Raw genomic sequence first — 13,420 nt, 5'->3', positions numbered from 1 at the left:
TATTGTGTCGCGGGGCGGCCAAGTTTTTTGTGAATCGGTCTTGTGTGGGTCCTGGATTTCTGTCATAAAAATTTAGGACAGTAGTGCTGTCTTATTTTGTCGCACAAAACAGGCTGGATTGGCGTATCGTTTGGGCCACTCCGGCTTTTGTCGCGAGCGACAGGTGGACGGACCAGCTCTGGCCTGTACGATACCAGATGTGAACCCAGCGGCGTGCCGCCTGGTTCGGCGATTTCGCAAGACGTGCCGCAAGGATGAAGGGCGAGCCCAAGTGCTCGCCAAGGCAAACCAGCGCCCCAGGCTGACCAATGCCCTGTGGTGCGGAACGGAGGATAGGACAATGACGGAATTGACGCTCTCTGCGACGAACGGCCAGGCCGCGCAGACGGAAGCGGCCGCCGTCAAAAATACCTCGGCCAAAAATCGCTCGACTACCGGCGGCCTGAGCGCCCAGGGCCTCTACGACCCGCGCAACGAGCATGACGCCTGCGGCGTCGGCTTCATCGTCAACATGAAGGGCGTGAAGTCGCATCAAATCGTCAAGGACGGGCTTGCCGTGCTCGAGAACCTGACGCATCGCGGCGCCGTTGGCGCCGATCCGCTGGTCGGCGACGGCGCCGGCGTGCTGGTGCAGCTTCCGGATGTTTTTTTCCGTGAGGAGATGGCGGCCCAAGGTATCGAACTGCCACCGGTTGGCCAGTACGGCGTCGGACACTGGTTCATGCCGCAGAATGAAGCGCTGCGCGCCCATATCGAGGATATCATCGCCGAATCGGCACAGTCCGAGGGGCTGCCGCTCATCGGTTTCCGTGACGTGCCGGTCGACAATTCGTCGCTGTCGAAGGCGCCTGATATCGTCGCGTCCGAGCCGTTCCACCGCCAGGTCTTCATCGGCCGCACGCCCGACATCACCGACGACGAGGAATACGAGGCCAGGCTCTATCTGCTGCGCAAGGTCATCTCGGGCCGCATCTACGCCGAGAACGACAACAAGGACATTGGCGCCTATTGCGTGTCCTTGTCGGCGCGCACCATCGTCTACAAGGGCATGTTCCTGGCCTACCAGGTCGGCGCCTATTACAAGGACCTCAAGGACCCGCGTTTCGAGACCGCGCTGATCCTCGTCCACCAGCGCTTCTCGACCAACACCTTCCCGTCATGGAAGCTGGCGCATCCCTATCGCATGGTCGCGCATAATGGCGAGATCAACACCGTGCGCGGCAACAACAACTGGATGGCGGCGCGCCAGGCATCCGTCGATTCCGAACTGTTCGGCAACAACATCTCGAAGCTCTGGCCGATCTCCTATGACGGCCAGTCCGACACCGCGTGCTTCGACAACGCGCTCGAGTTCCTGTTCCAGGGCGGCTACAGCCTCAGCCACGCCATGATGATGCTGATCCCGGAAGCCTGGGCCGGCAACAAGCTCATGGATCAAGACCGCAAGGCCTTCTACGAGTACCATGCGGCGTTGATGGAGCCGTGGGACGGGCCGGCGGCGGTCGCCTTCACCGACGGCCGCCAGATCGGCGCCACGCTCGATCGCAACGGCCTGCGTCCGGCGCGCTACATCGTCACCGATGACGATCGCGTCATCATGGCTTCGGAAGCCGGCGTCCTGCCGGTGCCGGAGGAGAAGATCGTCCAGAAGTGGCGCCTGCAGCCCGGCCGCATGCTTCTGATCGACCTCGCCAAGGGCCGCATCGTCCCCGACGAGGAGATCAAGTCGGAGATCGCGACCAGGCACCCCTACAAGACCTGGCTCGCCAACACGCAGCTCATCCTCGAAGACCTGAAGCCGGTCGAGCCGCGCGCGCTGCGCAAGGATGTCAGCCTGCTCGATCGCCAGCAGGCGTTCGGCTATACCCAGGAAGACACCAAGCTGTTGATGTCGCCGATGGCGACCACCGGCCAGGAAGCCGTGGGCTCGATGGGCACCGACACGCCGATCTCGGCGATGTCGGACAAGTCGAAGCTGCTCTACACCTATTTCAAACAGAATTTCGCCCAGGTCACCAACCCGCCGATCGACCCGATCCGCGAGGAACTGGTGATGAGCCTGGTGTCCTTCATCGGGCCGCGGCCGAACATCTTCGACCTGGTCGGCAATTCGCGCCGCAAGCGGCTCGAAGTGCGCCAGCCGATCCTGACCAATGGCGATCTGGAAAAGATCCGTTCCATCGGCCACACCGAGGACCGTTTCGACACCAAGACGATCGACATCACCTATGGGTCGAGCGAGGGCGCCGCCGGCATGCAAGGCGCCGTCGAACGTCTGTGCGAGCGGGCCGAGGCGGCTGTCGCCGGCGGCTACAACATCATCATACTGTCCGACCGCCAGCTCGGACCGGACCGCATCGCCATTCCCGCGCTGCTGGCCACGGCCGCTGTGCACCACCACCTGATCCGCAAGGGGTTGCGCACCGCGGTCGGCCTGGTCGTCGAATCGGGCGAGCCGCGCGAGGTGCATCATTTCTGCTGCCTTGCCGGCTATGGCGCCGAAGCGATCAATCCCTATCTCGCCTTCGACACGCTGCTCGACATGCACAAGCGCGGCGAGCTGCCGGAAGAGGTCGACGCTTATGAAGTGGTGTCGCGCTACATCAAGTCGATCGGCAAGGGCATCCTCAAGGTGATGTCCAAGATGGGCATCTCGACCTACCAGTCCTATTGCGGCGCGCAGATCTTCGACGCCATCGGGCTGAAGTCGGATTTCGTGCAGCAATACTTCACCGGCACCGCGACGCTGATCGAAGGTGTGGGGCTCGATGAGGTCGCGGGTGAAACCGTCAGCCGCCATACGGATGGTTTTGGCAGCGATCCGGTGCTGCGCAACAGCCTGGAGGTCGGTGGCGAATATCTGTTCCGCATGCGCGGCGAGGCGCATATGTGGTCGCCGGACGCGGTCGCCACCTTGCAGCACGCCGTGCGCCAGGGCTCGTGGGACACGTTCAAGGAGTATTCCGCGCAGATCGACAGCGAGACAGCCCGCGCGCAGACCATTCGCGGCCTGTTCAAGATCAGACTGGCGGACGAAACCGGGCGCAAGAAGGTGGCGCTCGACGACGTTATGCCGGCGGCCGAGATCGTCAAGCGCTTCTCGACCGGTGCGATGTCGTTCGGCTCGATTTCCAGGGAGGCGCACACCACGTTGGCGCGCGCCATGAACCAGATCGGCGGCAAGTCGAACACCGGCGAGGGCGGCGAAGAGGCCGACCGTTATCTGCCGCTGCCTGGCGGCGGCAAGAACCCGGAACGCTCGGCGATCAAGCAGGTCGCCTCGGGACGGTTCGGGGTGACGGCCGAGTATCTCGTCAATTCCGATGTCATGCAGATCAAGGTGGCGCAGGGCGCCAAGCCCGGCGAGGGCGGCCAGTTGCCCGGTCATAAGGTCGACGCGACCATCGCCAAGGTGAGGCACTCGACGCCTGGCGTCGGCCTGATCTCGCCACCGCCACATCACGACATCTACTCGATCGAGGATCTGGCGCAGCTGATCTATGATTTGAAGAACGTCAATCCGGCGGCCGATGTGTCGGTCAAGCTGGTGTCGGAAGTCGGTGTCGGCACGGTTGCCGCCGGTGTCGCCAAGGCGCGTGCCGACCACATCACCATCTCGGGCTATGATGGCGGCACCGGCGCTTCGCCGCTGACCTCGCTCAAGCATGCCGGCAGCCCTTGGGAAATGGGCCTTGCCGAAACGCACCAGACGCTGGTGCTGAACGGCTTGCGCTCACGCGTGGCGCTGCAAGTCGATGGCGGCCTGCGCACCGGGCGCGACGTCATTATCGGCGCGCTGCTCGGCGCCGACGAGTTCGGCTTCTCGACCGCGCCGCTGATCGCGGCCGGCTGCATCATGATGCGCAAGTGCCATCTCAACACCTGCCCGGTCGGCGTCGCGACGCAGGACCCGGTGCTGCGCAAGCGCTTCAAGGGCACGCCCGAGCACGTCATCAACTTCTTCTTCTACGTGGCCGAAGAGGTGCGGGCGCTGCTCGCCGAAATGGGCTTCACCCATATCGACCAGATCATCGGCGACGCCGACCTTCTGGAAAAGCGCGACGTGATCCAGCACTGGAAGGCGCAAGGGCTGGACTTCTCGAAGATGTTCTACAAGCCCAATGCACCGCATGAGGCGGTGCATTGGACCGAGCGGCAGAAGCACCCGATCGACGATGTGCTCGACCGCAAGCTGATCGAACTGGCCAAGCCCGCGCTGGAGGCCAAGCAGCCGGTCAAGATCGAGGTCGATATCCGCAATGTCGATCGCTCGACGGGCGCCATGCTGTCGGGCGAGGTGGCCAAGCGCTTCAGGCACAAGGGCCTGCGTGAGGACACGATTCAGGTCAAGCTCACCGGAACCGCCGGCCAGTCCTTCGGCGCCTTCCTGGCGCGCGGCATCTCGTTCGAGCTCGTCGGCGCCGCCAACGACTATGTCGGCAAGGGCCTCTCGGGCGGGCGCATCGTCATCCGGCCGCCTGAAGAGGCAAGGATCGTCGCGGCCGACTCCATCATCGTCGGCAATACGGTTCTCTATGGCGCCACCGAGGGCGAGGCCTATTTCGCCGGGGTCGCCGGCGAGCGCTTCGCGGTGCGTAATTCGGGCGTGGCCGCCGTCGTCGAAGGCGTCGGCGACCATGGCTGCGAATACATGACCGGCGGCGTCGTCGTCGTCATCGGCAAGACCGGCCGCAACTTCGCCGCCGGCATGTCGGGCGGTGTCGCTTATGTGCTTGACGAGGCGGGCGATTTCGCCGAGCGCTGCAACATGGCCATGGTCGAGCTGGAGCCGGTTCCAGAAGAAGACGACCTGATGGAAAAGTTGCTGCACCATGGCGGCGACCTCGACCACAAGGGCCGCGTCGACGTTTCCGGCGACATGACCAGCCATGACGAGGAACGGCTCTACCAGCTGATCTCGAACCACGTCCACTATACGGGTTCGGTGCGCGGCCGGGAGATCCTCGACGACTGGACGGCGTTCCGGCCGAAATTCCGCAAGATCATGCCGGTCGAATACCGCCGCGCGCTGATCGAGATGGAACGCATGCGCATGGGCGTCGCGGCGGAATAGATTTTTGAGAATTGCCGGGGAGCGCAGGCTTCCCGGCCCCCTTCATCGACTGTTTGACCTCGGGCTCAAGGTTGCCATGGCTGCCTCAAGAGGTTAACGGGTGCGGCGAAAACCGCACCATCTGGACAGCAGGAACTGGACTATGGGCAAGGTAACAGGCTTTCTCGAAATCGACCGGCAGGTGCACAAGTACCAACCGGCCTCCGACCGCATCCGGCACTTCCGCGAATTCACGCTGCCGATGTCGGACAAGGAGGTCGAGAAACAGGCCGCGCGCTGCATGGATTGCGGCATTCCGTTCTGCCACGGGCCGACCGGCTGTCCAATTCACAACCAGATCCCCGACTGGAACGACCTCGTCTACAACAGGGACTGGGACAACGCGATCCGCAACCTGCACTCGACCAACAATTTCCCGGAATTCACCGGCCGCATCTGCCCCGCGCCCTGCGAGGAAGCCTGCACGCTGAACCTCGAGGACATTCCGGTCGCCATCAAGACGGTGGAGCAGGCGATCGCCGACAAGGCGTACGAGACCGGCCACATCAGGCCCTATCCGCCGGAAAAGAAGACCGGCAAGCGGGTTGCCATCATCGGCTCCGGCCCGGCCGGCATGGCGGCCGCCCAGCAGCTCGGCCGCGCCGGTCACGACGTGCATGTCTATGAGCGCGAAAGCCGCCCGGGCGGGCTGATGCGCTACGGCATTCCCGACTTCAAGATCGAGAAGCACTATATCGACCGGCGTATCGAACAGATGCAGGGCGAGGGCGTCACCTTCCATTGCGGCGTCAATGTCGGCGTCGACAAGCCTGTGACCGAGCTGCTCGCCGAACATGATGCGGTGCTTTATTGCGGTGGGTCTGAAACGCCGCGCGCTGCCGGCATTCCCGGCGACGATCTCGGCGGCGTGCATGATGCGATGCCCTATCTGGTGCAGCAGAACCGCCGCGTCGGCGGCGAGCCAATCCAGTCGGTTGCCTGGCCGTCGCATCCGATCATCGCCGGCGGCCAGCATGTCGTCGTCGTCGGCGGCGGCGATACCGCCTCCGACTGCGTCGGCACCGCCTTCCGCCAGGGCGCCGTGCGCGTCACCCAGCTCGACATCCGCCCACAGCCGCCCGAGAAGGAAGACAAGCTCGCGGTCTGGCCCTATTGGGCAACCAAGATGCGCACCTCATCCTCGCAGGCCGAGGGCGCCGAGCGCGAATTCCAGGTGGCGACGCTCGAATTCATCGGTGAGGAAGGCCAACTGACCGGCGTCAAGTGCTGCGAGGTCGACGAGAAGCGCAAGCCGATCGCCGGCACCGAGTTCGTCATCCGCGCCGATCTCGCCTTCATCGCCATCGGCTTTGCCGGACCGGCGACGGCCGGCGTGGCCGCCGAGCTGGAAGGCGAGATGAAGATCACCACCGACAGCCGCCGTTCCAGGAATGTCGAGGCCAATGACCGCGACTACAGGACCAGCGTCGATCGGCTCTACGCGGCGGGCGACGTGCGCCGCGGCCAGTCGCTGGTCGTCTGGGCGATCCGCGAGGGTCGCCAGGCCGCACGTTCGATCGACGAAGCGCTGATGGGGACGACCGTCCTGCCTCGTTAAGGGGTGATCGCCGTCGTGGTTTCGGCGGCGGCCGTGGCTGGCGGACTGGCCTTCGGAGGCCAGGAAAAATCGTCTGCGCGTCCAGGCGAAGCCTCCGGCGCCTTGCCCTCGATCACCAGCCTTTCCCCGGGAAGCGCGGGATTGGCCTTGGCCGGCGGGGCGGAACCGAGCAATTCGGTGCCGCCGTCGAGCGCGGGGTCACTGAGCAGCATGGGCTGGGTGCGATCGATGACGATGGGTGCGGCCGCCGGAGCCGGTGCCTCGACGGGGGCGCCCGCCGGCGCCGTTGCCGGTGCCACACCCCCCGGCGCGGCCAGTCCAAGGATCTTCAGCAGCGGCTTTTCGGTATAAAAGGCAAGCTTGCGCTTGCCGGCCTTGGACACGTTGATGCCGTCATCGGCGCGCAGCCGCACGGGCTGGCCGTTCATGTCGGGGCCGCTGGTGATAAAAGCGCCATTCTCGTCGACAAATCCGTCCCAGACATCGACGAATTCGCCGCCGTGGCTCTCGGCCGCCTTGTGGTAGATATCGTTGAAGGCCAGCATGTCGGACGTCATCTTCGGCACCCGGAAGGCCGGCATGCCGACCCATAGGAAAGGCACCTTGGCGGTGGCGATCGTCTTGCCCAGTTCATCGGTGCGGCGCTCGTATTCCTTGGTCCAGTTTTCGGAACGGGGTTGCTCGCGCACGTCGCCGACCTTCATCTGCTGGCGGTCGTTCGAGCCCAGCATGACGACCACGGCGGCAGGCTTTTCGGTTTCGATCAGCGATTTGATCTGTTCGGGCCAGTTGTAGAAATCATCGCGCACGAAGCCCGACGAGCCATTGCTGCGGACAACGATCCTGACGCCGGTATTCTCGGCGAAGGCGTCGTCCAGCCCTTCGGCGAGGCCCGCCGCCATGAAGTCGCCGACCACCAGGACAGTGCGGGCATCAGGCGCTTTTTCGACCACGGGCGTGGCAGGCTCGGCGGGTGGGCGGGGCGCACGCGGTTTCTTCTTCGGCTTAGGCCGCGCCTTCTGGATGTCCTGCGGCGGCTCTATGCGCTCGCTACGGCGCGGAAACAGGAGGTCGCGCAAGGACCAGCCCCGGCTCTGCTGCTGCTGCTCCTGCGCCATGGCCGGGGCATGGATGGCGCTGGCCACGGCAATGGCAAGCACGGCGAAGGTCAGGATCAGCACCGGCATGCGACGAACAAACGTGCCGATACGCGCAGCCCAAACCAATCGTTACCTCCCTACTCAACTCCGTCAGGCTTTATTTCTGCCTGAGCCATTTCAGCACTTCCATGCTCGGATAGCCATCCTGGGTCAAGCCGACCTTTGCCTGATAGGCCATGATGGCCGTCTTCGAGCCGTCGCCGATCTTGCCGTCGAATTTGCCATCATAAAGGCCATGCTGGGAAAGCCGCTTCTGCAACTCCTGCCTTTCCTCGAAGGAGAGCTTGGTGAAAGGCCGCTTCCAATCCTGGACAAGGCCGTTGCCGCCGGCGATTTCATCGGCAAGCAGACCAACGGCGAGCGCGTATTTGTCGGCGTTGTTGTAGGCCTTGATGACGGAGAAATTCCTGATCATCAGGAAGGCCGGTCCGCCGCGGCCATCCGGCACTTTCAGCGTCGCCTTGTCGGTGAGGTTCTTGAACGGCTTGCCGCTGGCCCTGACGACGCCGAGCGCCTGCCATTGCGCCAGCGTCTTCGATCCGGCGGGCAGTTTCCCGGCCGGCAGCTCGACCTCATAGCCCCAGGTCTTGCCGGCCTGCCAACCGTTTTTCTTCAGCAGGTTGGCTGATGTCGCGAGCGCATCGGGAATGGAATTCCAGATGTCGCGCTTGCCGTTGCCGTCCATGTCGACGGCATAATGCTGGTAGCTGGTCGGAATGAACTGGGTCTGGCCCATGGCGCCCGCCCAGGAGCCCATCAGGTGGCTTTCGTCGATATCGCCGGTTTGCAGGATTTTCAGGGCCGCGACCAGCTGGGTGCGGGCGTATTTCGAACGCTTCGGATCGCCATAACCCAAAGTCGCCAGCGAACGGATGACGTTGCGCATGATGTCGTCGCGCTTGAGGATCTCGCCATAGTTCGATTCCATCGACCAGATGGCCAGGAGAATGTAGCGGTCGACACCAAATCGCGCTTCGATCCTGTCCAGCCAAGGCTTCCACTTCTTCGCCATCTGCTGCCCGACGGCAACGGACTGGTCATGGACGCGGTTGTCGAAATAATCCCAGGCGGGGGCGGTGAATTCGGGCTGGGTGCGGGCCTTATCCAACACCACCGGATCGGGTTCCTTGATGTCCCGGAAAGCCTGGTCGTAGACGGAGCCGGAAACGCCGCCCGCCACGGCGGTGGCGCGGAAGCTGGCGACCCATTGCCGGAAGCCGGCATCGGCGAAAGCCGGACCGGTGGGGATCAGCAAAGCAAGCGAGAGGCTGGCGGCCGTCATGACGCTGGTGAGAATTTTTGCGGCATTGCGAACGGACATCTTTTCCTCCTTCTTTGTCTCAGGAAAGACCATTCATCGCCGAACCGGGTTAGGAATTAGTTTACCATAGGTGTCGCCTGGAACGAAAAGACACCTCGATGCTTTAACCGGTGGAAGTTTCCCTCACCCGCTCCCGTATTCTTCAATTCCGGCGTGAAAATGTCGCGAGACGGGGATTGCGGAGCCGGCCAGCAAACGGATAATTGAAAGCATGAAGAGAGTTCGCAAGGCAGTTTTTCCGGTCGCCGGTCTCGGCACGCGGTTCCTCCCGGCCACCAAGGCTGTTCCCAAGGAGATGCTGACCGTCGTCGACAGGCCGGTCATCCAGTATGTCGTCGATGAGGCGCGGGAGGCGGGCATCGAGCATTTCATCTTCGTCACCGGCCGCAACAAGGCGGTCATCGAGGATCATTTCGACATTCAGTTCGAGCTCTATGACACGCTGGCACAGCGCGGCAAGGACGAGCAGCTTGCCCGCCTGCAGCGGCTGCAGCCGGCGCCGGGCCAAACCAGCTTCACCCGCCAGCAGGTGCCGATGGGGCTGGGCCATGCCGTCTGGTGCGCGCGCGAACTGGTCGGCGACGAGCCGTTCGCGCTGTTGTTGCCCGACATGATCATGCAGTCGGAGAAGAGCTGCACGAAGGCGATGGTCGAGCTCTACGAGGAAACCGGCAACAACATCGTCGCCGTGCAGGAATGCGACCCGGCCGAGGCCCATAAATACGGCATCGTCGGGCGCGGCGAGGACACGCATCACGGCTTTCGCATCACCGAGATGGTCGAAAAGCCGAAGACCGGCACCGCGCCGTCCAACCTCTACATCAACGGCCGCTACATACTACAGCCGGAGATTTTCAAAATTCTCGAGGGCCAGGAGAAGGGCGCCGGCAACGAAATCCAGCTCACCGACGCAATGCTGAAGCTGGAAAAGGAGCAGGCCTTCTACGGCTACCACTATCAGGGCCGCACCTTCGACTGCGGTTCGCCTGAAGGCTTCGTCGAGGCCAATGTCGCCTTCGCGCTCTGGCGCAGCGACATGAACCAGAGCATGGCCGGCGTCATCCGCACGCTGCTCGACGAGATGAAGCCGTCGGAGCGGCGCGGCGCCGCGTTCTAGGGCCCACACTTCCGTCAGCGCTGCACTTTCACGCCGAGATAGATGCTGTTGGCGGTGTAGTCGCGGCCGGGCAGGTTGCTGGTCAGCTTTTCGGTTCTTGCCCGGCTGGTGAGGCCGGCATAGCGGTTCAGCCACCAGGTCAGCCCGGCCTCTGCGCTCAAGATCCTGTCATGGCCGTCAATGCCGACATAGTCGCGCCAATCCAGGCCCAGGGCCGCATTCGCGGTAAGATTGGCACGGATAAGGCGTTCGCCGGTCAGGCGGCCGGAGTAGAGGATATCGCCGCTCTCGCCCGCTGTGGTCGTGGTCTCGACGGTGGTCTTGCCGGTCAGGCCGATCGTGGTGCCGCGTTCGGGCGACCATTTTAGATCGGCGTTGACGGTGGCGCCCGAAATCGCTTCCAGGCTTTTGTCGTCGACCGCTTCCCTCAGCCATCCGGCCGAGAATTCACCCGACAGCTTCTCACCCATGTCGAGTTGCAGGCCGGCACGGGCGCCGAGGCGCGTCGAGGAGCGCTCGAAGCCTTCATTGTCGATGCGCTGGTCGTAGACCCGGCGGCCGACCTCGATTTCGGTGAAGGGGGTGAGGGCCGGGGAAATCTCGTAACCGGTGCGCAAGGTCGCGGTGTAGAGCGTGTTGTCCTGATCTTTCTGCGACAGCGAGGTGCCGTCCGAGAGCTCGGCGTCGCCATAGAAGTCGTGCGAGACCGCGCCGGTCAGCGTGTACTGCATCTTGCCGACCGCCTTTTCGACGCCGAGGCTGCCGTCGATTGTCTGCCGCAGCGGCTGCTTGTCGACGCCAGCGATGGCGTCGGGCGACGACGCCGATTCCGGCACGGCTTCATAGCCGAGCTTGGCGATGGCGCGCAGCTCATTGTCGAGGTCGACATTGAGCTGGCCTTCGATGCGGCCTTGCGCGTCGTGAACCGGGTAGCCCGACACTGTTTCGCGGAAAGTGCCATAACCATCGATCGTCGCGGAGTTTTCGCGCCAGTCGGAGGCGGCGGTAAAGCGCAGCGCCGTCTCGGACAGCAGCGCCGACGTGCCGGCACTGCTCGAATCGCCGTTCGTCGTGGCCGTCAGGCCTTGTTCGATGGTCGGCCGGATGACGAAGGAGCCCCATTTGACGCCGGTGGCGGCGAATGGATCGTCCTCGGGCTTCTTGTTCTGGCCTTCGATCGCGGCGGTGTGCTCGGCGCCGGCGTCGAGTTTCTGCTTGTCCACACTGTCGACGGTAAGTGCGCGGCGGTTGGCCGCTTCCTGGTCCGCCACGGTGTCGTCGGTATCGTCCGTCGTCGCCGTGGTGGTTGGATCCGTAGCCGCCGTTTTGCTTTTTTTCTTCTTGGACTTGTCGGCTGCCTTGTCCTTTGCCTTGTCGGCCGCGCTCTGCCTTGCGGTTGAAGTGCGGCGCGGCTTGGGCGGCGTCGGTGTGTCGGCGGAGGTATCGTCGCTGGCCTGGGGCGGATCGAAGACGCTGGTGGTCGGGTCCGCGGCTTCCGTATCGTCAGGCACGGCGCCGGCGCTTGCCGGCAGATAGGTGCGCGCCGGCGCATTGTCCTGCGCGGCAGCCGCCGCTTGCTCGGCAAGGACCAGGTTTCTCGCCTTGCGCTGCTGATCGGACAGGATCGCCGATTCCGAGACTTCTCCCCGCAGTTCCGTTTCCTGGGCCAGGAGGGGCGCGGGGCGCAGCAAGGCAAGGACGCTGGTCGCCAGCAACAAGGCGCAAACCGCCTTGCCCCGTCGTCCTCTCGATTTTTCTGGCTGGACCCCGGACATTGCCACCACTGCTTGCGCGGCGCACGCGCGCCATACTTACCGAACCGTAAATGGCGATGGTTAACGGAGGGTTGAGGCCGCGCGCGCCACTGGCTCAAACGTGATTTCCGCAAGCGAGAATGCGGATCCGCCTCGTGCTCTGTGTTTTGATCCTCATGGTTGCCCTGACCGCCGCACACATCCGGCCCTCACGCAGAGGCCATTTCTGTTGGACAGGCGGGCGGCAAAGCGCTAATCGCATCATCCATGCATGCGAGACCTCTCGATAAGAAGCCCCTGGACAGGCAAGCGTCGATCGAATCGGCGCTGAGAACGGTGGCAACCGAGCAGGCCGGGATCGCGGCCCTTGCCGAGGCGCTGGAGAACGGACTGGCGGCACCCTTTGCCGAGGCCGTCGACATGATCTCGAAGATCGAGGGCCGGCTCATCGTCACCGGTGTCGGCAAAAGCGGCCATATCGGTTCCAAGATCGCGGCGACGCTGGCCTCGACCGGCACGCCGGCCTTCTTCGTCCATCCCGTCGAGGCCAATCACGGCGATCTCGGCATGATCGCCAGGGACGATGCCATTATCGCCATATCGTGGTCGGGCGAAAGCCCCGAGCTCAAGGGCATCATCGCCTATTCCAGGCGTTTCTCCATCCCGCTCATTGCCGTGACCTCCGGAGAGACATCGGCGCTGGCGCGCGCGGCCGACGTCGTGCTGCTTTTGCCGCGCGCCCCCGAGGCCTGCCCGCATGGCCTGGCGCCGACGACGTCGACGCTGCTGCAACTGGTCGTCGGTGACGCGCTGGCGATCGCGCTGCTCGAGGCGCGCGGCTTCACGCCCGACCATTTCCGCACCTTCCATCCCGGTGGCCAGCTCGGCGCCAATCTGACCATGGTCTCCGAGATCATGCGGGTCGGCGACCAGATGCCGCTCGCTTCGCTCGGCACCAAGATGCCGGAAGCGGTGATGACGCTGTCGCAGAAGAAGGTCGGCTGCGTCCTGATCGTCGACGCGAACGGCGAACTGGCCGGCATCATCACCGACGGCGATGTGGCGCGCAACCTGCACCGCAACCTGGCCGACGTCATCGTCGATGAGGTGATGACGCGCACGCCCAAGACGGTCGACCCGCAGACGCTTGCCGGCACGGCGATCGCGCTGCTCAACGAGCACAATGTCGGCGCGCTGGTGGTGACCAGGGACAACATGCCGCTCGGCGTGGTGCATTTCCACGACCTGCTGCGCATCGGCGCCGCCTAAGGTGTGCTGATATTCAGGTGAGGCCGGTCTGCAAATAGCGGCGTCCTGCGCTTCCCCGTTCTACTGCGTCGCAGTAGAACTGAGCTCACGTACAAAAAGTACGCTCTGCTCCGGTTCTCGGATGCCAC

7 protein-coding genes are annotated in these 13,420 nt (G+C 63.9%); 4 read left to right on the top strand and 3 right to left on the bottom strand.

The genetic code is table 11. The annotated features are described in order from the left end of the window. The first annotated feature begins 340 nt into the window (after positions 1 to 340). Both gltB and LB564_RS16060 read left to right on the top strand, forming a co-directional pair. A complete protein-coding gene (gltB, locus tag LB564_RS16065; RefSeq protein WP_224539123.1) occupies positions 341 to 5,074 on the top strand; it encodes a glutamate synthase large subunit in 4,734 nt (1,577 codons plus the stop codon). A gap of 142 nt (positions 5,075 to 5,216) precedes the next feature. Beyond that, positions 5,217 to 6,671, top strand: a complete 1,455-nt coding sequence (locus LB564_RS16060; protein WP_224539121.1) for a glutamate synthase subunit beta — start codon at positions 5,217 to 5,219, stop codon at positions 6,669 to 6,671. Here LB564_RS16060 and LB564_RS16055 read toward each other — a convergent pair. Both LB564_RS16055 and LB564_RS16050 read right to left on the bottom strand, forming a co-directional pair. Continuing rightward, a complete protein-coding gene (locus tag LB564_RS16055) occupies positions 6,668 to 7,897 on the bottom strand; it encodes a DUF459 domain-containing protein (RefSeq protein WP_224539119.1) in 1,230 nt (409 codons plus the stop codon). The two genes, LB564_RS16060 and LB564_RS16055, sit on opposite strands and share 4 nt — an antisense overlap. A gap of 31 nt (positions 7,898 to 7,928) precedes the next feature. Beyond that, the gene (locus LB564_RS16050; RefSeq protein ID WP_224539117.1) at positions 7,929 to 9,152 is read right to left on the bottom strand and encodes a lytic murein transglycosylase; all 1,224 of its coding nucleotides are present in this window, start codon (positions 9,150 to 9,152) and stop codon (positions 7,929 to 7,931) included. A 202-nt stretch (positions 9,153 to 9,354) separates the two neighbouring features. On the opposite strand from LB564_RS16050, the gene galU reads away from it, so the two are divergent. Then, the gene (gene galU / locus LB564_RS16045; RefSeq protein ID WP_181173655.1) at positions 9,355 to 10,269 is read left to right on the top strand and encodes a UTP--glucose-1-phosphate uridylyltransferase GalU; all 915 of its coding nucleotides are present in this window, start codon (positions 9,355 to 9,357) and stop codon (positions 10,267 to 10,269) included. Positions 10,270 to 10,283: 14 nt separating this feature from the next. Here galU and LB564_RS16040 read toward each other — a convergent pair whose 3' ends face one another. Next, a complete protein-coding gene (locus LB564_RS16040) occupies positions 10,284 to 12,044 on the bottom strand; it encodes an outer membrane beta-barrel protein (RefSeq protein WP_224539116.1) in 1,761 nt (586 codons plus the stop codon). Positions 12,045 to 12,290: 246 nt separating this feature from the next. On the opposite strand from LB564_RS16040, the gene LB564_RS16035 reads away from it, so the two are divergent. Further along, positions 12,291 to 13,292: an SIS domain-containing protein gene (locus LB564_RS16035; RefSeq protein ID WP_224539113.1), complete on the top strand. Its 1,002-nt coding sequence runs from the start codon at positions 12,291 to 12,293 to the stop codon at positions 13,290 to 13,292. The last annotated feature ends 128 nt before the right edge of the window (positions 13,293 to 13,420 follow it).

This window comes from Mesorhizobium sp. ES1-6, assembly GCF_020164775.1.
In the GTDB taxonomy this organism is placed as follows: Bacteria; Pseudomonadota; Alphaproteobacteria; order Rhizobiales; family Rhizobiaceae; genus Mesorhizobium.
The sequence above is the reverse complement of the archived record's forward strand: the minus strand, read 5'-3'. Positions and strand labels throughout refer to the sequence as shown.